This is a genomic window from Mesorhizobium onobrychidis (assembly GCF_024707545.1).
Classification (GTDB): Bacteria; Pseudomonadota; Alphaproteobacteria; order Rhizobiales; family Rhizobiaceae; genus Mesorhizobium; species Mesorhizobium onobrychidis.
In genome coordinates this window covers 224092-245658 of sequence record NZ_CP062229.1, presented here as the reverse complement: position 1 = coordinate 245658, position 21567 = coordinate 224092, and the positions used below count along the sequence as shown (strand labels likewise).

General features: G+C 63.6%; 17 protein-coding genes and 1 tRNA gene. 13 read left to right on the top strand and 5 right to left on the bottom strand.

Annotated elements, in window-relative coordinates:
• Positions 1-24: 24 nt before the first annotated feature.
• On the bottom strand, positions 25-840 hold the full coding sequence (locus tag IHQ72_RS01115) for an ABC transporter ATP-binding protein (protein WP_309508737.1): 816 nt from the start codon (positions 838-840) through the stop codon (positions 25-27).
• Positions 841-1055: 215 nt separating this feature from the next.
• Between IHQ72_RS01115 and IHQ72_RS01110 the strand changes: the two genes are divergently transcribed.
• The 3 genes from IHQ72_RS01110 to IHQ72_RS01100 all read left to right on the top strand — a co-directional run bounded on the left by IHQ72_RS01110 (position 1056) and on the right by IHQ72_RS01100 (position 4352).
• The gene (locus IHQ72_RS01110) at positions 1056-1904 is read left to right on the top strand and encodes a dimethylarginine dimethylaminohydrolase family protein (RefSeq protein ID WP_258123693.1); all 849 of its coding nucleotides are present in this window, start codon (positions 1056-1058) and stop codon (positions 1902-1904) included.
• A complete protein-coding gene (locus IHQ72_RS01105; RefSeq protein ID WP_258120761.1) occupies positions 1901-3481 on the top strand; it encodes a 5-guanidino-2-oxopentanoate decarboxylase in 1581 nt (526 codons plus the stop codon). The genes IHQ72_RS01110 and IHQ72_RS01105 overlap by 4 nt, the downstream gene beginning before the upstream one ends.
• 163 nt (positions 3482-3644) lie before the next feature.
• Positions 3645-4352 carry an SDR family NAD(P)-dependent oxidoreductase gene (locus IHQ72_RS01100; RefSeq protein ID WP_258120760.1) on the top strand — a complete coding sequence of 236 codons (708 nt, stop codon included), beginning with the start codon at positions 3645-3647 and terminating at the stop codon, positions 4350-4352.
• A 144-nt stretch (positions 4353-4496) separates the two neighbouring features.
• On the opposite strand, the gene rpsA is transcribed toward IHQ72_RS01100, so the two are convergent.
• From rpsA to aroA, 4 genes are all read right to left on the bottom strand, one after another.
• Positions 4497-6194, bottom strand: a complete 1698-nt coding sequence (gene rpsA, locus IHQ72_RS01095) for a 30S ribosomal protein S1 (RefSeq protein ID WP_258120759.1) — start codon at positions 6192-6194, stop codon at positions 4497-4499.
• A 205-nt stretch (positions 6195-6399) separates the two neighbouring features.
• Positions 6400-7044 (bottom strand): (d)CMP kinase, encoded by a 645-nt coding sequence (gene cmk / locus IHQ72_RS01090; RefSeq protein ID WP_123146360.1) that lies wholly within the window; start codon positions 7042-7044, stop codon positions 6400-6402.
• Positions 7041-7637, bottom strand: coding sequence for a hypothetical protein (locus IHQ72_RS01085; protein ID WP_258120758.1), 597 nt, complete (start codon positions 7635-7637; stop codon positions 7041-7043). The genes cmk and IHQ72_RS01085 overlap by 4 nt, the downstream gene beginning before the upstream one ends.
• A 107-nt stretch (positions 7638-7744) precedes the next feature.
• Positions 7745-9103: a 3-phosphoshikimate 1-carboxyvinyltransferase gene (aroA, locus tag IHQ72_RS01080; RefSeq protein WP_258120757.1), complete on the bottom strand. Its 1359-nt coding sequence runs from the start codon at positions 9101-9103 to the stop codon at positions 7745-7747.
• Positions 9104-9298: 195 nt separating this feature from the next.
• Between aroA and IHQ72_RS01075 the strand changes: the two genes are divergently transcribed.
• From IHQ72_RS01075 to IHQ72_RS01030, 10 genes are all read left to right on the top strand, one after another.
• Entirely contained in the window at positions 9299-9688 is a 390-nt protein-coding gene (locus IHQ72_RS01075) for a TIGR02300 family protein (RefSeq protein WP_258120756.1), read from the top strand.
• A 171-nt stretch (positions 9689-9859) separates the two neighbouring features.
• A tRNA-Ala gene (locus tag IHQ72_RS01070) sits at positions 9860-9935 on the top strand.
• Between the two features lie 673 nt (positions 9936-10608).
• The gene (locus IHQ72_RS01065; RefSeq protein WP_023796771.1) at positions 10609-11208 is read left to right on the top strand and encodes an ANTAR domain-containing response regulator; all 600 of its coding nucleotides are present in this window, start codon (positions 10609-10611) and stop codon (positions 11206-11208) included.
• A 2-nt stretch (positions 11209-11210) separates the two neighbouring features.
• Positions 11211-12449 carry a CmpA/NrtA family ABC transporter substrate-binding protein gene (locus IHQ72_RS01060; RefSeq protein ID WP_258120755.1) on the top strand — a complete coding sequence of 413 codons (1239 nt, stop codon included), beginning with the start codon at positions 11211-11213 and terminating at the stop codon, positions 12447-12449.
• A gap of 353 nt (positions 12450-12802) precedes the next feature.
• Entirely contained in the window at positions 12803-14119 is a 1317-nt protein-coding gene (locus tag IHQ72_RS01055; RefSeq protein WP_123147362.1) for a CmpA/NrtA family ABC transporter substrate-binding protein, read from the top strand.
• Between the two features lie 65 nt (positions 14120-14184).
• Positions 14185-15081, top strand: a complete 897-nt coding sequence (gene ntrB / locus IHQ72_RS01050) for a nitrate ABC transporter permease (protein WP_202364869.1) — start codon at positions 14185-14187, stop codon at positions 15079-15081.
• 10 nt (positions 15082-15091) lie between these two features.
• Entirely contained in the window at positions 15092-15889 is a 798-nt protein-coding gene (locus IHQ72_RS01045) for an ABC transporter ATP-binding protein (protein WP_258120754.1), read from the top strand.
• A gap of 4 nt (positions 15890-15893) precedes the next feature.
• Entirely contained in the window at positions 15894-18344 is a 2451-nt protein-coding gene (gene nirB, locus IHQ72_RS01040) for a nitrite reductase large subunit NirB (RefSeq protein ID WP_258120753.1), read from the top strand.
• 5 nt (positions 18345-18349) lie between these two features.
• Entirely contained in the window at positions 18350-18679 is a 330-nt protein-coding gene (gene nirD / locus IHQ72_RS01035) for a nitrite reductase small subunit NirD (protein ID WP_258120752.1), read from the top strand.
• A 2-nt stretch (positions 18680-18681) separates the two neighbouring features.
• Positions 18682-21540, top strand: a complete 2859-nt coding sequence (locus IHQ72_RS01030) for a nitrate reductase (protein ID WP_258120751.1) — start codon at positions 18682-18684, stop codon at positions 21538-21540.
• Positions 21541-21567: the final 27 nt, after the last annotated feature.

The following is a 21567-nucleotide window of genomic DNA, read 5'->3' as shown; positions in this document are numbered from 1 at the left end:
TCCCGTTTTTCCATCCGCCTCGGCTTAACCGATGTTGCGGATGAATTGCTTCAGCCTTTCGGATTTGGGCGCGCCGAAGATCTGCTCCGGCGGCCCTTCTTCCTCGACCAGCCCGTTGTAGAGGTACACGACATGCGTCGCGACTTCGCGGGCGAACTTCATCTCGTGGGTAACCAGCACCATGGTGCGGCCCTCGCGCGCCAGATCGCCGATCACCTTCAGCACCTCGCCGATCAGTTCCGGGTCGAGCGCCGAGGTCGGCTCGTCGAACAGCATGACGCGCGGATTGATGGCCAGCGCCCGGGCGATGGCCGCGCGCTGCTGCTGTCCGCCCGACAGGTAAGCCGGATAGACATCGCGCTTTTCGGCCAGGCCGACGCGGGCGAGCAGCTTTTCGGCCTCGGCGATGGCCACGTCGCGCTTGACGCCCAGAACATGCACCGGAACCTCGATGACGTTCTCGATCAGCGTCATGTGGCTCCACAAATTGAAATTCTGGAAGACCATGCCGAGCTTGGAACGGATGCGCTCGATCTGCTTGCGGTCGGCGGGAACGGTGTGGCCGTGACTGTCGGCCTTCATCCGGATCTCCTCGCCATTGACGCGAACGATCCCGCTGGTCGGGTTCTCCAGGCAATTGATGCAGCGCAGCAGGGTCGACTTGCCCGAGCCACTGCCACCGATGATGGCGATGACCTCGCCGTCGCGCGCCGACAGCGAAACACCCTTCAGCACATGCAGTTCGCCGAATCTTTTATGCAGGTTCTCGACATGGATGGCTTCGGCGGCGTCGTTCTGCGCCGTATACTTCAGGGCGGGAGCCGTGCCTTGGGCTGTCACCTTTGGGGTGCCTCACGAAGCGGCTGGACCCGTCGCTGCTGGAATTTAGTACCCATTACCATCACTGGACAGACTTCTCATTCTCAAGATGGACCGTTCCGCTTGCCTCCGTCAACCATGCTTTTTGGACCATTGATCGCGGCATGCTGAGTGGCTATTGGCTGGATGGGATATTTCAGGAGCAGTTGGTGGGTAAAGCATACGGGTCGCAGTCCATGGCAGGGCCCCTGCAGCGCGTGCTGATGCGGTCCGCCGCAAGCGCCATGCCCCGCGCCAGAGCATCGGAATGGCACTATGGCCCCGGCTTCGATCCGCAAAAGGCTGCTGCCCAGTATGAGGCGCTGACGACGCTGGTTTTGGCATCCGGCGCCGAGATCGAATGGCTGACCGACGCCGATGACGGGCTTGCCGATTCCGTCTTCACGCACGATCCTTCGTTGATGACCGACCACGGCGCCATCATCCTTGCCATGGGCAAGGCGCTGCGCCGGGCCGAGCCCGGCCTGCACGAGGCGGCCTACAGGCGCATGGGCGTGCCTATCCTCGGCAGCATCGAGCATCCCGGACAGGTCGAGGGCGGCGATTGCGTCTGGGTGGATTCACGGACGCTGGCCGTCGGCCGCGGCGTGCGAACCAACCAGGACGGCATCCAGCAACTCGCCAACCTGCTCACCCCCAAGGGTATCCAGGTCTACGGTTACGACCTGCCGCTCTGGCATGGCGAAGAGGCCTGCCTGCATCTGATGTCGGTGATCAGTCCGCTCGCCGACGATCTGGCGCTGGTCTATGCACCGCTTTTGCCTGCTGCCTTCTACCAGATGCTGCGGGCGCGCGGCATTCGCCTGGTCGAGGGCGACGCCGGGGAGTTCTTCGCCTCCAATGGCCTCAGCCTCAATGTGCTGCCGACCGCGCCGCGCGACGTGATCGCCGTTGCCGGCTTCCCGAAGACGGCGGCGGCCATGGCGGCCGCCGGCTGCAGGGTTTCAACCTTCGAGGCGGACGCGCTGTGCATCGCCTGCGAGGGCGGCCCGACTTGCCTCACACGTCCGGTGCTCAGACAATGACGACAGTCGGCGAAGCGCTCATCACTTTGCTCGAAGCCCATGATGTCGACACGGTCTTCGGCATTCCTGGTGTGCATACGGTAGAACTCTATCGCGGGCTGGCGCGCTCGAAGATCCGCCACGTCACCCCGCGTCACGAGCAGGGCGCCGGCTTCATGGCCGACGGTTATGCGCGCGCCAGCGGCAAGCCTGGCGTCGCCTTCGTCATCACCGGACCGGGACTGACCAACACCATCACCGCCATGGGCCAGGCCCGTGCCGATTCGGTTCCGATGCTGGTGATCTCGGGCGTCAACGCCACGCCGACGCTGGGCAAGGGCCTTGGCCACCTGCACGAACTGCCCGACCAGCGCGGCATGATGGAGAAGGTCGCGCTGTTCTCGCACCGTGTCACCGACGCCGACGAACTGCCGGGCGTTCTTGCCCGCGCCTTCGCCCTGTTTTCGTCATCGCGCCCCGGCCCGGTCCATATCGAGATCCCGACCGACATCATGGTCAAGCCGGCCGACAGCATCGCGGCTTTGCTGACCAATGTCGCGCCGCCCGAACCGGATGCTGCAGCGATAATAGAGGCGGCAAAACTTTGCGCGGCTGCTTGCCGCCCGCTGATCCTTGCCGGCGGCGGCGCCAAGAGAGCCGAAGCACCGTTGCAGCGCCTTGCCGAAAGGCTGGGAGCGCCGGTTGTCCAGACGGCCAATGCCCGCGGCCTGCTGCATCGCCATCCGCTTGCCGTGCCGGCGAGCCCCAGTCTGAAGGCGGTGCGTGCACTGATGGCCGACGCCGATCTGGTCATTGCCGCCGGCACCGAATTCGGCCCGACCGACTATGATGGGTATGGCGACGGCGGCTTTGTCCTGCCGACCAATCTGATCCGCATCGACATCGGCGCCGACCAGCTTGCCCGCCGGCCGGCCCGGATTTCGATCCAGGCCGATTGCGGCGTAGCACTCGAGGCGCTGCTTGCCGAAATCGGCAAGGGCCAGCCGCCATCGGACGACGGCCCGGCTCGCGCCGCTGCAACAAGGCAAGCGGCCTTCGCCGAAATCAGCCCGAGCCTCCAGGCGCAAACACGCGCCGTCGAGGCGATCCGCGATGCGTTGCCGGGTTCAATTATCGTCGGCGATTCGACCCAGCCGGTCTACGCCGCCAACCTCTATTACGATCACGACCGACCGGGCGGCTGGTTCAACGCCGCTACCGGCTTCGGCGCGCTGGGCTATGGTCCGCCGGCGGCGATCGGTGCGGCCCTTGCCGTGCCTGATGCGCCGGTCGTTTGTCTCACCGGCGACGGTGGCTTCCAGTTCACGCTGCCCGAACTGGGCGCCGCGCTCGATGCTGCGGCGCCGGTGATCTTCGTCGTCTGGAACAATCGCGGCTATCGCGAAATCGAAACCTCGATGCTCGATGTCGGCGTCGAGCCGGTCGGCGTCTCGCCGGCGCCGCCTGATTTCTGCAAGCTGGCCGAGGCCTATGGCATTGCCGCGGAGCGGATTGTTAGTATCGACGATCTGGCGGACGCACTCAAGCGCGCGCGTGCGACCGGACTGCCTTATGTCATCGAGATCACTGTCGATTGAGTGCTGTGGCAGCGTCTTGGAGATGCGATCCTCGACTGATGGCCGCCGGCTTGACGCGCGCAAACGACGCCGCGTCATCGAGATATCGGTTGAGTGATCGCGCGAAAGGCGCGACCTTCGGCGGCGGCGAGCAGCGGCATATGAGTGACTGGAGTGGTCGAAGATGACGGATACACTGGACGGCAGGCATGTTGTGGTGACCGGCGGCACCGGGGCGCTCGGTGGCGCGGTTGTCGGCAAACTGCTGGAGCAGGGCGCGATCTGCCATGTGCCCAATGCCCATGCCGCCGCGCCCGCGCATTTTCCCTTCCCGGCACATGAGCGCGTCAGGCTGGCGCACAATGTCGATCTCGCCGACCCCGCCAAAGTCGATGCGTTCTACGCCAGTGTTACGGATTTGTGGGCATCCATCCATCTGGCCGGCGGCTTCACCGCCGCGCCGGTCGAGAAGATCGAGCCCGCGTCCTTTGCCGAAATGATGGACACCAACGCCCGCACCACCTTCCTGTGCTGCCGCGCGGCGATCCGCTCGATGCTGGAATCTTCCGTGTCGGGCCGCATCGTCAATGTCACGGCGCGCGCGGGGCTCGACCTGCGGCGCGGTTCCGGCATGGTCGCCTATGCCGCCAGCAAGGCGGCGGTCGCGGCAATGACGGTGGCGATGGCGGAAGAACTCAAGGGCAAGGGCATTCTGGTCAACGCGGTCGCGCCCTCGACCCTCGACACGCCGGCCAACCGGGCTGACATGCCGGCAGCCGATTTCGGCAAATGGGTTAGCCTCGAAGCGGCCGCGGCGGCCATTGCCTACCTCGCTTCGCCGGCCAATCTGGCGATGAGCGGCACACTAGTGCCGCTTTACGGCAGGGCCTGATCTATCTCTTTGTTGAGCGCGGATTTCCCAAAATCGGTTTGCCACGTTTGGGTTACGATGCTCTGACCATGGTCAAACAAAAACCCCGCCGGATCGCTCCGGCGGGGTTTTTAACAGGCCGCGCGAGGCGCTGCGTTAGTGGACCTAGCTGCCCTGCTTCTTCAGCGCGGCACCCAGGATGTCGCCCAGCGAAGCGCCGGAGTCGGTCGAGCCGTACTGGGCAACAGCTTCCTTCTCCTCGGCGATCTCCAGCGCCTTGATCGAGACCTGCAGCTTGCGGGTCTTCTTGTCGAAGGCGATGACGCGGGCGTCGACCTTCTGGCCGACCGTGAAGCGCTCGGGGCGCTGCTCGTCGCGGTCACGGCTGAGATCGGAGCGCTTGATGAAGGTCTCGATGCCGCTGTCGACCAGCCGCACTTCCAGGCCGCCATCCTTGACGCCGGTAACCTCGCAGGTGACGACCGCGTTCTTGCGCAGTTCACCTGAAGTCGCCGCCTCGCCGGCCGTGTCCTTGGCCAGCTGCTTGATGCCGAGCGAGATGCGCTCCTTGTCGATGTCGACGTCGAGCACCTGCGCCTTGACGATATCGCCGCGATTGTACTCCTCGATCACCTGCTCGCCCGGACGGGTCCAGTCGAGGTCGGAAAGATGGACCATGCCGTCGACGTCGCCTTCGAGGCCGATGAACAGGCCGAACTCGGTCTTGTTCTTGACCTCGCCCTCGACCTGGCTGCCGACCGGATGGCTGCTGGCGAAAGCCTGCCACGGGTTCTCGAGCGTCTGCTTGAGGCCGAGCGAAATGCGGCGCTTGGCCGGATCGACCTCGAGCACCACCACGTCGACTTCCTGCGTCGTCGACAGAATCTTGCCGGGATGCACGTTCTTCTTCGTCCACGACATTTCCGAAACGTGGATGAGGCCCTCGATGCCTGGCTCCAACTCGACGAACGCGCCGTAGTCGGTGATGTTGGTGACGGTGCCCTTGATCTTCTTGCCGATCGGGAATTTCGTTCCGATCTCGGACCACGGATCGCTCTCGAGCTGCTTCATGCCGAGCGAGATGCGGTGGGTTTCCTGGTTGATGCGGATGATCTGCACCTTGACCGTCTGGCCGATGTTGAGGATTTCGGTCGGATGGTTGACGCGGCGCCATGCCATGTCGGTGACATGCAGCAGGCCGTCGATGCCGCCGAGGTCGACGAACGCACCATAGTCGGTGATGTTCTTGACGACGCCTTCGACCACCTGGCCTTCTTCGAGGTTCTGCACGATTTCCGAACGCTGTTCGGCGCGGCTTTCCTCAAGCACGGTGCGGCGCGACACCACGATGTTGCCGCGGCGGCGATCCATCTTGAGGATCTCGAAAGGCTGCGGATTGTGCATCAGCGGCGAGACGTCGCGGATCGGGCGGATGTCGACCTGGCTGCGCGGCAGGAAGGCCACGGCGCCGTCGAGATCGACGGTGAAGCCGCCCTTGACCTGGTTGAAGATGACGCCTTCGACGCGCTCGCCCTTGGTGAACTTCTCTTCGAGACGGACCCAGCTCTCTTCGCGGCGGGCCTTTTCACGGGAAAGCATCGCTTCGCCAAGCGCGTTCTCGATGCGCTCGACATAGACTTCGACAGTGTCGCCGACCTTGAGCGTCGACTCCTTGCCCTTGACGCCGAATTCCTTCAGCGGCACGCGGCCTTCGACCTTGAGGCCGACGTCGATGATAGCCATGTCCTTTTCGATCGCGGTGATCGTGCCCTTGACGACTTGGCCTTCGCCGGAATGACCGGCGGAAAAAGATTCTTCGAGCAGGCTCGCGAAATCATCGCGAGTGGGATTTGCAACTGACATAGTTTCTCCTGGAATGCCCCGCATCTCAAGCGGGGCGGGCGCCGTGGGTTAGCGTTGCGTTGGCCTGCCGGCGTTCCGGGCTTCAAAAAAGCCCTTGGCCGCCTAAGCGGCAATTCCGGCGCATGAAAAATGCTGGCAGGCTGGTTCGTGCCCGATATGGGTATGTTTTCGCCGCCGGCAATCGGCAACGGGAGGAAAACCCGGCTCAGGCTTTGTTTCTCTTGGCCAGAACGTCGTCGATGATCGCCTTGGCCGCAAGAAACGCGGCTTCTATAGCCATTTCCGACGTGTCGAGCAAGTGCGCATCGGCGGCCGGCTTCAAGGGCGAGGAGGCTCTGCCCATGTCGCGCTCATCGCGGCGCAGGATATCGGCCAGGATTTCGTCGAAATCGGCGGTGCCGCCGATGCTCTCGATCTCGGCCAGCCTGCGTTGTGCCCGCACCTCGGCGCTCGCCGTCACATAGAGTTTTATGTCGGCGTCGGGACAGACGACGGTGCCGATATCGCGGCCGTCGAGAACCGCGCCGGGCGGTGCCTTGGCGAATTCACGCTGCTTTTCGACCAGTATGCGCCGCACCGACGGGATAACAGCCACTTTCGAAGCCGCCTCGCCGACCGCATGCGCCGACAGCACCGACCGGTCGAGCTTGGCCAGATCGACCTGCCGCGCCGCGGTTTCCGCCGCCGAGACATTGTCGAGCGGCAGGCCGAGCCGAAGCAGCGCATGGGCGACCGCGCGATAGGTGAGGCCGGTGTCGAGCAGGTTCAGGCGGTAATGGTCAGCCAGCCGCCGCGCCAGCGTGCCTTTGCCGGCGCCGGCGGGTCCGTCGATGGCGATGGTGAAGGTCAAGGGCGTAGCTTTCGGACACGATAAAATAGGTAGGATAGGAGGCCAAAGAAGGCGAATGCATAGCCGCTGGCCAGCGGACTTATCTCCTGCCCGCCAAGACCCAGATGAAATATGCCGTCTACCAAGGCTACCGCGCCAGCTCCGGTAAACAATATCGACATCACAAGACAAAAATTACCGGAGCGAGCAGAAACCTTCTTTGCGATCTCAATAGCTATCCCATCGATCGAGGCTTTTGGAAAAACGAACTCATCGGAAGACAGTTGGGTAGTAGAAAGAATAGCTCCAGTCTGTGCTCTCAACTTGCGATGCATGTGATGGTTCAAGGCAATCCATATCGCTGCAGCAAGGAGAACCCAGATACTATCCATCCGGTCGGAAAGCCAAAGCACGATGAACACGAGCATGGGAATGAGAGTGAACAAAACAAACGCCCATTCGCGATTCTGGATCTCGATGAGGCTGGTAAGTTCATTGGCATTGACGATCCGGGTTTTGGCGGACCTGTCCAAGCGGAACAGAAAAGTACCGTCTGCTTGCCTTTGCCAATGAGAGCCCCTGGCCCCCGGCCTCTGAAAATCAGGACTTGCCATCCACTCACCCCCCTGCGCGGTTGCTTACAAAGAAATCGAAAGTCGCTCACGAGACCGCTGGCGCGGCTAGTTTGGCGCTGAACGTGGAAATCCTGCTCGCAGTACCGCTACTCGATCTTCGCGCCCAGCCCCTTCATCAGGCCCATGAATTCAGGAAAACTCGTCGCGATCATCACCTGGTCGTCGATGGTGACAGGCTTTTCCGTTGCCAGTCCCATGACCAGAAAGCTCATGGCAATGCGGTGGTCGAGATGAGTCTGGACGATGGTGCTCTGTCCATTGGGGTGTTGACCGAGCCCCTTGCCGCCCGGTTTCCCACGCACCGCCAGCGAGGCCTCGCCTTCGGTGCAGTCGACGCCGTTGACCTTCAGCCCGTTCGCGACTGCCGACAGCCGGTCGGATTCCTTCACCCGCAACTCTTCCAGTCCCTGCATCAGCGTCTCGCCCTCGGCGAAGCTGGCGGCGACGGCAAGCACCGGATACTCGTCGATCATCGTCGGCGCCCGCTCGGGCGGCACGGTGACGCCCTTCAACTCGGAATGGCGCACGCGCAGATCGGCGACATCCTCGCCGCCTTCATTGCGCGGGTCGACTATGTCGATCCGGGCGCCCATTTCCTGCAGCGTCAACAAAAGCCCGGTGCGGGTCGGGTTCATCAGCACGTTTTCGATTGTAATGTCCGAGCCCGGCACGATCAGCGCCGCCACCAGCGGGAAGCCGGCCGAGGATGGGTCGCCCGGCACAGCGATCGTCTGGCCGGTGAGTTTGCCCTGGCCCTCGATGAAGATGTGACGCACGCCGCGCTCGTCGGTCTCGACCGACAGATTGGCGCCGAATCCCTTCAGCATCTTTTCGGTGTGGTCGCGCGTCATCACCGGCTCGATGACGGTGGTGACGCCGGGCGTGTTCAGCCCGGCGAGCAGCACCGCCGACTTCACCTGCGCCGAGGCCATCGGCACGCGGTAGGCGATGGGTGCTGCGTGCTTGGGCCCGTGCAGCGTGATCGGCATGCGGTCGCCGGGCGTCGCCTTCAGCACCTGCACGCCCATCTGGCGCAGCGGTTCGAGCACGCGGCCCATCGGCCGGCCGGACAGCGAGGCGTCGCCGATGAAGGTCGTCTCCATGTCGTAGGTGCCGACCAGGCCCATGGTCAGGCGCGAGCCGGTACCGGCATTGCCGAAATCGAGCGGGGCTTCCGGCTGCAGCAGCGCGCCGTTGCCGGTGCCGCGGATCACCCACTCAGCGCCGCGCTTCTCTATATGCGCGCCCATTGCCTTCATCGCGGCGCCCGTGCGCATCACATCCTCGCCTTCCAGCAGGCCGGTGATGCGGGTCTCGCCAGAGGCGAGGCCGCCGAACATGAACGAGCGGTGCGAGATCGACTTGTCGCCGGGTACCCGTGCCGCGCCGGAAAGCGCTGGCGATTTGCGGGCGGTGGCCGGTTTCGGGGCGGCAGTATGCGACATGGCTTTTCCCTGGCTGAAAACGCCGGTGGCCGGCCTTTTTCTTCTGGTTTGGGCGGTCTCGTATCACGGCGGACGGAAATGGTCATCCCCTTGCGAGAGGTCGCTCAACACGGCGATTTATGAGGCTGGCTTTAGGCTTTGACAGCGCCGCAAACTGTGGTTATGGGGACCAAACTTTCATCGACGAGGCTTGCTGTGGCAAAACCCGAACTTGGCACCAAACGCATCGACCCCGAAACGGGTCAAAAATTCTACGACCTGAACAAGGATCCGGTCGTCTCGCCCTATACCGGCAAGAGCTATCCACGTTCCTATTTCGAGGAAGGCAAGATCGCCGCCCTTGAGGAGGAAGAGGAAGTTGCCGAGAAGGAAGTGGACGCCGAGGAGGAAGAGGGCGTCGAGGTCGTCTCGCTCGAAGAGGCGGACGAGGATGCGAAACCAGACGATCTTCCCGATCTCGGCGAAGACGAGGACGATGTGGACCTCGGCGATGACGACGACGATACTTTCCTCGCCGACGAAGAGGAAGAAGACGACGATGTCGCCGACATGATCGGCGTCGGCGACGACGACGACGAAGTCTGATCCGGCCTGTGGCGCAAGCGCATGCCGACTTTCGCGGCGTCTTGAGAAAAAGCGGCTCTTGAAGGCTTGATATTGACGGAAGGCGGGGTTAGAAGCCGCTGCACTAACGGCGCGGTCTCAACCCGCGCCGGATCTCTTCGCCGGCGACGGCGCCGGTTGACTGCCGGGAGTGGGGCCATAGCTCAGTTGGGAGAGCGCTTGAATGGCATTCAAGAGGTCGTCGGTTCGATTCCGATTGGCTCCACCAGTTTTCTCTCGGGAAAATCAGTCTCTTTAGACCTGCCTATCACTGGCAGGCCCAACAAAATCGGGCGGGTCCCCTGAAATAATTTCGCTGTATTTCGGCTAGTCTGAAACTGAAAACCCCGGCAACCACCAAGGTTTTCAGCACACTAGCTGCTAATAATACCAATCCCAGACCCAAACACGCCTGCGACGGCACCGGACGCGCCGATAGCCTTTTCGCCAGTAACGACGGCAGATCCTTCTCCAAGCGCGCCGCCTGCGCCGCGGCCTGCGGTGCCAGCGCCGATGGCGGACCGGCTCCGCTTGAGTATCTTCATCCTCGAAGGCTTCCGTATCCGGCGCGTCGAGTTCATCGAGAATGCCGCTTCTGGCGCCCGGTACGCCGGCGACCGCACTGCTTGGCCGAACTGCGTTCGCAAGGGCTGCTGCCCCCAGCAATGCCAAACATTCGTGTCAAAAATGATCGCCGATCCATGGAAACCTCCAATCTTCTAGCCAGCGAGACAAGGTTCGCAAACTGAAAAATAGCGCAGGGGATACAAAAGCAAAGTAGACCCTATGAATGGTAGCTTAACGGGTCAGCTCTGCGAACATATGGCAGTCCCCGAAGCGATAACTGCGTCAATTCTCACCATGCCGCATTGCACAATCGCGCGGCGTGCGCAAAATGCGGCATGATCCGGAAATCCCTCACCGTCCTGGTGATCGACGAAAACCACATCCGCGCCTCCATCATTGAGGCGGGATTGCGGGAGGCCGGGCATGAGCAGGTCACGGTCGTTCACGATGTTGCCGGAATAGCGCGGCGGATCGCCGAGATCGAACCGGACGTAATCGTCATCGACCTCGAAAACCCCAACCGCGACATGCTTGAAAACATGTTTCAGCTTTCGCGCGTCGTGAAGCGGCCGATCGCCATGTTCGTCGATCGGTCGGATCAGGCTTCGATCGAAGCTGCGGTGGAAGCAGGGGTCTCCGCCTATGTCGTCGACGGGCTGCGCCAGGAGCGCGTCAAGCCGATTCTCGACATGGCGATCAGCCGCTTCAACGCATTCTCGCGGATGGCGCGCGAACTGGAAGAAGCCCGCAGTGAATTGGAGGACCGCAAGGTCATCGACCGTGCCAAGGGCATCCTGATGAGGTCGCGCGGCCTGTCGGAGGACGCCGCCTATACGCTTTTGCGCAAGACCGCCATGAACCAGAACCGCAAGATCAGCGAAATCGCGCAGAGCCTGGTGACGGCGGCAGGCCTTCTGGATCCCGGAGAGAGTTGAGCATGGCGGCCGAACACCAGATCAATGCCGGTTTCATACCGCTCTTCGACAGTGCCGTTCTTGTCGCAGCGAGGGAGATCGGCTTTGCCGCGCGCGAAGGCGTCGACCTGACGCTCAGTCGCGAAACGTCCTGGGCCAACATCCGCGATCGCATTGCGATCGGACATTTCGACCTGGCGCATATGCTGGGACCGATGCCGATCGCCTGCAATCTGGGGCTCACCCCACTCGCCTCCGACACGATCGTGCCGTTCTCGCTGGGACTGGGCGGCAACTGCGTAACGGTTTCGAACACGCTCTGGACGGGCATGGCCACGCACGGCGCCTTGCCCGACCTCGATCCGGCGCGAGCCGGCAAGGCCCTGGGAGCGCTGATCCGTGAACGGGCAAATGCCGGTCGCGAGCCGATGCGCTTTGCGGTCGTGCATCCGCACTCGGGGCATAATTACGAACTGCGCTACTGGCTCGCGGCCTGCGGCATCGATCCGTCGCGCGAAATAGAAATCGTCATCGTGCCGCCGCCCTTCATGGCCGACGCACTCGCCGCCGGCAGGATCGACGGCTACTGCGTCGGCGAACCCTGGAACAGCGCCTCGGTCGTCGCCGGCACCGGCCATATCGCCACGGTCAAGGCCGCTATCTGGAAGACCAGCCCCGAGAAAGTCGTCGGCGTGCGCAAGGCCTGGGCCGAAAAACACCCGGAGGCCCTTTCGGCCCTGTTGCGTGCGCTGCATCATGCTGCGCGCTGGTGCCAGGATCCGGCAAACCGCGGTGAACTGGCCGCCCTGATGGCGCAGCCTTCCTTCCTCGGCGTTTCGCCGGCGCTGCTGATGCCGATCCTGACCGGACATCTTGCGCTGGGCGGGGTCGCGGAATTGAGCGTCGAGGACTTCTTTCTTCCTTTCGGCAAGGCGGCGAATTTTCCGTGGAAGAGCCATGCGCTGTGGTTCTACACGCAGATGGTCCGTTGGGGGCAGGTCAAGCACAGCGCTGCCCACATGGCGCTCGCGCGCGACACCTACCGGCCCGACCTCTATCGCGCAGCGCTGAAGCCGCTCGGCGTCGCTCTGCCGGGAGCCAATGCCAAGGTCGAGGGGGCCCTGACCGCTGCCACGCCGGTCGGCTCGGCGGGCGCCAGCCTCGTCCTTGGTCCGGATGGTTTCTTCGACGGCCGCATCTTCGATCCGGACAGGATCGACGACTATCTCGCCATCCGCGACTGGGCAACGCCGACGGGTTGAGCATTCCTTGCGCATTATCGTGCACTGCACAATTTTTGTGCCGCTGCACAATGAACGTGACTGTCGCATGAGCATCGACAATCTGGCGCTCCAGCCTTTACGCCCGCTCACTCGATTGTTTTCATTGCTGAATCTACCGTTTCTTCAAACTGGCACGGTTCCTGCATAGTAATCCATAGGCCTTCAGGCCATTGAATACGGCGTCCAATGGCGGGCGCCACAGGCAAAGCTGCCGCTCAGGTCAACACGCGATCCGGATCAACGGACGCGGCGGCCTGGCCGGCGGCTTTTTTGTTTTGGTCGAACACGCAATCGACGGCGCAGATCCCAAGCCGCGCCCAACGGAGATGACGATGACGAAACGCATCAAAACCCAATCCGCCCTCACGGGCGTAACGCGCCGCGATTTCCTGATGATGAGCGCGGCCACCGCGGCAACACTGGCGGCGGCGCGCGCGCTGTTGCCGTCCGGCGCCTATGCGGCAACGGCAGCGCCGGAAGTCACAGGCGCCAAGCTCGGCTTCATCGCGCTGACCGATGCAGCGCCGCTGATGATCGCCAAGGAGAAGGGCCTGTTCGAAAAATTCGGCATGCCCGATGTCGAAGTGCTCAAGCAGGCCTCCTGGGGCGCGACACGCGACAATCTGATGCTCGGCGGCGAAGCCAACGGCATCGACGGCGCCCATATCCTGACGCCGATGCCCTACCTGATGCACACCGGCAAGGTGACGCAGAACAACCAGCCGATGCCGATGGCGATTGTGGCGCGGCTCAACTACGACTGCCAGGCAATTTCCGTCGCGCAGGAATATGCCGGCACCGGCGTCGGCCTCGATGCCTCCAAGCTGAAGGACGCCTTTGCGGCCAAGAAGGCCGAAGGCAAGGAGGTGAAAGCCGCCATGACCTTCCCGGGCGGCACCCATGATCTCTGGTTGCGCTACTGGCTGGCTGCCGGCGGCATCGATCCCGACAAGGATGTCTCGACCATCGTTGTGCCGCCGCCGCAGATGGTCGCCAACATGAAGGTCGGCAACATGGACGTGTTCTGCGTCGGCGAGCCATGGAACGAGCAACTTGTCCATCAGGGCGTCGGCTTCACCGCCGCCACCACGGGCGAGTTGTGGAAAGGCCATCCGGAAAAGGCGCTCGGCCTGCGCGCCGCCTTCATCGACAAGAACCCGAACGCCACCAAGGCGATCCTGATGGCCGTCATGGAAGCCCAGCAATGGTGCGAAGCCATGGAAAACAAGGACGAGATGGCGGCCATCATCGGCAAGCGGCAATGGATGAACGTGCCGACCGCCGACATCATCGGCCGCCTCAAGGGCGACATCAATTACGGCAACGACCGCGTCGCCACCGGCACCGACCTCTACATGAAGTTCTGGAAGGGCGGTGTGTCCTATCCGTTCAAGAGCCACGACAGCTGGTTCCTCGCCGAAAACATCCGCTGGGGCAAATTCGCGGCGACCACCGACATCAAGGCGCTGGTCGATCAAGTCAACCGCGAAGATCTGTGGCGCGAGGCGGCGAAGGATCTCGGCGTCGCTGCGGCCGACATCCCTGCGTCTTCATCGCGCGGCGTCGAGACCTTCTTCGACGGCAAGATCTTCGATCCGGCCAATCCGTCCGCCTATCTCGACAGCCTGAAGATCAAGGCATCGGCCTGACGTCGCCGGCAAGCGGCGCCAGTGGCGCCGCCTTTCACGCCAATGCTCAAGGAGCTTTTTGCGAAATGTCTATCCAAGCCATCGAGGACACCAAGGTCAAGGCGTTCCCCACGCCTGCCAAGCCCGCAGAGGTCATAGCTTTCACCGCCAAGGTGAGGCGCCGCTTCGATCCCGCCGCGATCGCCGGCAAGCTGGCGAGCACGCTGGTACCGCCGGCAATCGTCATCGTCGTCATGCTCGTCATCTGGCAGATCGCCTGCTCGTCGCCCAACGCCAGCTTGCCGCCACCTAGCCAGGTATGGAACGAGGCCTACGATCTGATCGCCCATCCGTTCTTCGACTATGGTCCGCAGGATATCGGACTGGCCTGGCGGGTGCTGATCTCGCTGCAGCGCGTCGCCATCGGCTTCGGCTTGGCTGCAATCGTCGGCGTCGCGCTCGGCGCTCTGGTCGGCCAGTCGATCTGGGCGATGCGCGGCCTCGACCCTGTGTTCCAGATCCTGCGCACCGTGCCGCCGCTCGCCTGGCTGCCGCTGTCGCTGGCCGCTTTCCGCGATTCCAGCCCGTCGGCGATCTTCGTCATCTTCATCACCTCGATCTGGCCGGTGATCATCAACACCGCCGTAGGCGTCCGCAACATTCCAGAGGACTATCGCAACGTCTCCCGCATCCTCAGGCTCAACCAGCTCGAATTCTTCGTGAAGATCATGGTGCCGGCCGCGGCACCTTACATCTTCACCGGCCTGCGCATCGGCATCGGCCTGTCCTGGCTCGCCATCGTTGCCGCCGAAATGCTGACAGGCGGCGTCGGCATCGGCTTCTTCATCTGGGACGCCTGGAACTCGTCGCGGCTGCCCGACATCATCGTTGCGCTCGCCTATATCGGCGTCACCGGCTTTTGCCTCGATCGCCTGGTCGCGGCGGTCGGCGCCTTCGTCACCCGCGGCACAACGGCAAAGTGAGGAGAGGGCAATGACGGCCTATCTGAAACTCGACCATATCGACAAGTCCTTCGCCCGCGGCGGCCAGGTCAGCGAGGTGCTGAAGGGCATCCGGCTGACGATCGACAAGGGCGAATTCGTCTCGATCATCGGCCATTCCGGCTGCGGCAAGTCGACCTTGCTCAACCTGATCGCCGGACTGACGAAAGTGACCGCCGGCGCGGTCCTGCTCGAAGACAAGGAGGTCGACAGCCCTGGTCCTGAACGCGCCGTGGTGTTCCAGAACCACAGCCTGCTGCCATGGCTCACCGTCTACGAAAACATCAACCTGGCGGTGTCTAAGGTCTTCGGCCGCACCAGGAGCCGGGCCGAACGGCACGACTGGATCATGCGCAATCTCGACCTCGTGCAGATGGCACATGCCAGGGACAAGCGGCCCGCTGAGATATCGGGCGGCATGAAGCAGCGCGTCGGCATCGCCCGCGCGTTGGCCATGGAACCGAAGATCCTGCTGCTCGACGAACCGTTCGGTGCGCTCGACGCGCTGACGCGCGCGCATCTGCAGGACGCGGTGATGGATATCCATTCGAGGCTTGGCTCGACGACGATCATGATCACCCACGACGTCGACGAGGCGGTGCTGTTGTCCGATCGCATCGTCATGATGACCAACGGTCCGGCGGCGACCATCGGCGAGGTGCTTCCCGTGCCGCTGGCCCGGCCGCGCCACCGCGTCGAGCTGTCCTCCGACCGGACCTTCCTGCGCTGCCGCGAGGCGGTGCTGAAGTTCCTCTACGAACGCCACCGCTTCGTCGAAGCCGCGGAGTAGCTCAATGACCGAAAAACTCGTCATCATCGGCAACGGCATGGCGCCCGGGCGGATGCTGGAGCACCTATTCGAACAGGCGCCCGGTCGCTACCAGGTCACCATCTTCAACGCCGAGCCGCGGGTCAATTACGACCGCATCATGCTGTCGCCGGTTCTGTCCGGCGAGAAGGCCTTTGAGGAAATCATCATCCATGGCGACGGCTGGTACATCGCCAACGGCATCACGCTCTACAAGGGCCACAAGATCGTCGCCATCGACCGGACGGCAAAGACCGTCACTTCCGACCACGGCGTCACCGAGCCCTACGACAAGCTCGTCATCGCCACCGGCTCGGTGCCGTTCATCATTCCGGTGCCCGGCCACGATCTGCCGGGCGTGCTCACCTATCGCGATCTAGATGACGTTCAGGCCATGCTGCTTGCCGCCCAGTCGCGGGCCAAGGCCGTGGTCATCGGCGGCGGTCTGCTCGGGCTGGAGGCGGCAGCGGGCTTGAACTCGCAAGGCATGGACGTCACCGTGCTGCATGTCATGCCGACGCTGATGGAGCGCCAGCTCGATCCGGCCGCCGGCTATCTCTTGCAGCGCGCCGTCGAGCAGCGCGGCATCAAGGTCATCACCAAGGCCAACACCCAGGCGATCACAGGCAAGGGCAAGGTCGAGCAGGTGGAACTCGCCGACGGAACCATCATCCCGGCGACGCTCGTCGTCATGGCGGTGGGCATCAGGCCGAATGCGGCGCTGGCGAAGGAAGCCGGCATTGCCGTCAACCGCGGCATCGTCGTCGACGCCGGCATGCGCAGCAACGATCCTGACATTTATGCGCTCGGCGAATGCGCGGAGGTCAACGGACAGGTCTACGGGCTGGTCGCGCCGCTCTACGAGATGGCGCGCGTCGCAGCCAGCCAGCTTGCCGGCAACGAGGCGGCGGCTTTCGTCCATATGGATACGCCGACCAAGCTCAAGGTCACCGGTATCGAACTGTTCTCGCTCGGCGACTTCGCCGAGGGCGAGGACCGCCAGGAGATCGTGCTGCGCGATGCCGCCGCCGGCGTCTACAAGCGGCTGGTGCTTAGGGATGACCGCATCATCGGCACCGTGCTCTACGGCGAGACGGCGGACGGCGCCTGGTTCAACGACCTCAAGAAGAAGCAGACCGACATATCGCAAATGCGCGACACGCTTATCTTCGGCCAGTCATACCAGGGAGGCGCCTCCCTGGACCCTATGGCGGCCGTTGCAGCCTTGCCGGATGATGCGGAAATCTGCGGCTGCAACGGCGTTTGCAAAGGAAAGATATCAGGCGCAATCACGGCCAAGGGCCTGACCTCGCTCGACGACGTGCGTGCGCACACCAAGGCGTCCGCTTCCTGCGGCTCCTGCACCGGGCTGGTCGAAAAGCTGATGGTGCTGACCATCGGCGACAAATACAATCCGGCGGCAGTGCAACCGATGTGCGGCTGCACCACGCTCGGCCATGACGAGGTTCGCCGGCTGATCAAGGCCAAGGGCCTGAAAACCATTCCCGCCGTCATGCAGGAACTGGAATGGACCACCTCCTGCGGCTGCGCCAAATGCCGGCCGGCGCTCAACTACTATCTCGTCTGCGACTGGCCGGACGAGTATGCCGACGACTACCAGTCGCGCTTCATCAACGAGCGCGTCCACGCCAACATTCAGAAGGACGGTACCTATTCGGTGGTGCCGCGCATGTGGGGCGGCGTCACCAATGCCGCCGAACTGCGCGCCATTGCTGACGTCGTCGACAAGTTCGAAATTCCAATGGTCAAGGTCACCGGCGGACAGCGCATCGACATGCTCGGCATCCGCAAGGAGGACCTGCCGGCGGTGTGGGCCGATCTCGGCCAGGCCGGCTTCGTCTCCGGCCACGCCTATGCCAAGGGACTGCGCACGGTAAAGACCTGCGTCGGTTCGGACTGGTGCCGCTTCGGCACGCAGGATTCGACGGGATTCGGTGTCCGTATCGAGAAATTCATGTGGGGCTCTTGGACGCCGGCCAAGGTCAAGATGGCGGTGTCGGGCTGCCCGAGGAACTGCGCCGAGGCGACCTGCAAGGATGTCGGCGTGATCTGCGTCGATTCAGGCTACGAGATCCATTTCGCCGGGGCCGCCGGCCTCGACATCAAGGGCACCGAGGTGCTCGGCCTGGTCAAAACCGAGGACGAGGCGCTGGAACATATCGTGGCGCTGACGCAGATGTATCGCGAACAGGGCCGGTATCTCGAGCGCATCTACAAATGGGCCAAGCGCATCGGAATCGCCGAGATCAAGCGCCAGATCATGGACGATGGCGAGAAGCGCAGGGCCTATTTCGACCGCTTCGTCTTTTCGCAGAAATTCGCCCAAGTCGACCCTTGGTCGGAACGCGTTTCCGGCAAAGACAAGCACGAGTTCCGGCCGATGGCTTCGGTCGGCTTCGCGCAGGCGGCGGAGTGATCATGATGAACTGGGTATCAATCGGCTCGATCTCAGACATTCCGTGCCGCGGCGCGCGCTGCGTCGCCACGCCTCAAGGCAAGATCGCCGTCTTCCGCACGGCAGACGATCAGGTCTTCGCCATCGAAGACCATTGCCCGCACAAGGGCGGGCCGCTCTCGCAAGGCATCGTCCATGGCGCGGCCGTGACCTGTCCCCTGCACAATTGGGTGATTTCGCTGGAGACCGGCAAGGCGCTCGGCGCCGACGAAGGTGCGGTGCGCACCATTCCGGTGCGGATCGAGGGCGAGCGTCTGTTCATTGCGCTGGAAGCGCTGGCTAGTCGCGCGGCCTGAGCATGAAGATCGAAGAAGCGCGCGAGGTGAGGACCACCTGCCCCTATTGCGGGGTGGGCTGCGGCGTGCTGGCGAAGGTCGCCGCGAACGGTGAAATAGCCGTGCGCGGCGACCCAGACCATCCGGCGAATTTTGGCCGGCTCTGTTCCAAGGGCTCGGCGCTGGCCGAGACCATCGACCTCGACGGACGGCTGCTCTACCCGGAGATCCACGGCCGCCGCACCGACTGGGACGAAGCGCTCGACCTCGTCGCCTCGACCTTTTCGCGGACCATCGCCGAGCACGGGCCCGACGCGGTCGCCTTCTACGTCTCCGGCCAGTTGTTGACCGAGGACTATTACGTTGCCAACAAGCTGATGAAGGGGTTTGTCGGCTCGGCCAATATCGACACCAATTCGCGCCTGTGCATGGCCTCGTCGGTTGCCGGCCATCGCCGCGCCTTCGGCTCCGACACCGTGCCGGGCAGCTACGAGGATCTGGAGCTTGGCGATCTCATCGTGCTGGTCGGCTCCAATCTCGCCTGGTGCCATCCGGTGCTTTACCAGCGCATTGCCGCTGCCCGGGAAAAACGGCCCGACATGAAGGTGGTGCTGATCGACCCGCGCCGCACGATGACATCAGACATCGCCGACATGCATCTGGCCATAGAGCCGGATGGTGACGTTGCGCTGTTCACAGGGCTGCTCGCCTATCTCGGCCAGCATAACGCGCTGGACCGCACCTATATCACGGCGCACACGACCGGCTTCGGGCAAGCGCTGTTCGCCGCCTCGTCGCTCGACCTTGCCGGCATCGCCGCTGCCACGGGCCTCGGCGAGGACGAGCTTGCCCGCTTCTACAGCCTGTTTGCCGCGACGGCGAAGACGGTGACCGTCTACAGCCAGGGGGTGAACCAGTCATCCTCGGGCACCGACAAGGTCAACGCCATCATCAACTGTCATCTCGCCACTGGCCGCATCGGCAAGCCCGGCGCCGGGCCGTTTTCGGTGACCGGCCAGCCCAACGCCATGGGCGGCCGCGAGGTCGGCGGCCTGGCCAACATGCTGGCCGCCCATATGGAGATCGAAAACCCCGAGCACCGCGACCGAGTACAGCGCTTCTGGAACGCGCCGACGGTGGCCGAAAAACCCGGCCTGAAGGCGGTCGAAATGTTCCAGGCGGTGGCCGACGGGCGCATCAAGGCGCTGTGGATCATGGCGACCAACCCGGTCGATTCGATGCCGGATGCCGATGCCGTCGAGGCGGCGATCAAGGCCTGCCCGTTTGTCGTGGTGTCGGACGTGCTGGCCAAGACCGACACGGTCCGCCACGCCCATGTCCGCCTGCCCGCCGCCGCATGGGGCGAAAAGGACGGCACCGTCACCAATTCGGAGCGCCGCATCTTGCGCCAGCGCGCCTTTTTGGCCACGCCCGGTGAGGCAAGAGCCGACTGGTGGATCATCGCCGAAGTGGCCAACCGGATGGGTTTTGGCGAAGCGTTTTCGCATGCGTCGCCGGCCGATATCTTCGCCGAGCACGCCGCGCTGTCGGCATTCGAGAATGACGGCGCGCGCGATTTCGATATAGGCGCGTATGGCGGGATTGATGCAGAGGGATACGATGCGCTGGTGCCTTTCCAGTGGCCAGCGCCGAGCCCAGGCACCCCCCTCTGGCCTGCCGGCCATCTCCCCCGCAAGGGGGGAGATCGGCTATCACCACGGCCTTCGCCAATCTCCAATACTGCAAGGGGAGAGCCGGCGCCCAAGCTGCTAATCTCCCCCCTTGCGGGGGAGATGGCCGGCAGGCCAGAGGGGGGTGCTCAGGCTGAAAGTGAGGGCGTTCAGGCAAGACGTGCCTCACCCAGCACCCGCTTTTTCGCCAACGGCAACTTCTACACACCCGATGGCAAAGCGCGCTTCATCCCGATCCGTCCAGTTCCGCAAACCCGCACGAACGAAAAATTCCCGCTGGTGCTCAATACCGGGCGGGTTCGCGACCACTGGCACACCATGACGCGGACCGGCAAGAGCCCGCGGCTGTCGCAGCACCTGGCCGAGCCGTTCGCCGAAATCCACCCGGCGGATGCGCAGCACTTTGGCATCGGCGACGCCGACATCGTCCGCGTCTCGACCGCGCATGGCGAGGTCCTGCTTCGCGCGCTGGTGACAGCGCGGCAGCGCCCGGGCTCGGTCTTCGTGCCGATGCACTGGACGGACCAGTTCTCCGCGCGCGCTCGCGTCGATGCACTGGTGGCGCCCATCACCGATGCGATTTCAGGACAGCCGGCCTCGAAGAATGTTGCCGCCCGCGTGGAACGCCTCGCTGCCGTCGCTTTCGGCTTCGCGGTGCTTGCCGAACGGCCGGCCTCGATCGACGCCGACTATTGGAGCCTCGCCCGCTGCGCCGCCGGCTGGCGCCTCGAGCTTGCGCTGGAAGCCGACCGGGACTGGCCGGATTTCGCGGCTTCGCTTTTCGGGGCGGACACGCCAGGCGAGACGCTCGCCTATCATGACGTTGCCGGCGGGCACTATCGCTTCGCCCGCTTCGCCGGCAGCCGGGTGGCTGGCGCGCTCTATCTTGCGCCCAAACCGGTCGCGGTGTCGCGCAGCTGGGCGGTGGAGCAGTTGAGCGCTGACCATGCCGATCGGCGCGGGCGGCTGGCGATCGTAGCCGGGCGGCCGGGCGGCAATAGCGTCGACCGTGGCCCCATCATATGCTCCTGTTTCGGGGTTGGCGCCAATCAGATCGCCGAAGCGGTACGCGGCGGCTGCGTAAGCGTCGAAGCGATCGGCGCCACCTTGCATGCCGGCACCAATTGCGGCTCCTGCCGCGCCGAGATCAGGACCATCGTCGATGCACGAGATCTTCAAGCGGCAGAGTGAATGCCCGACTGCCGCTGTTGAATTTCC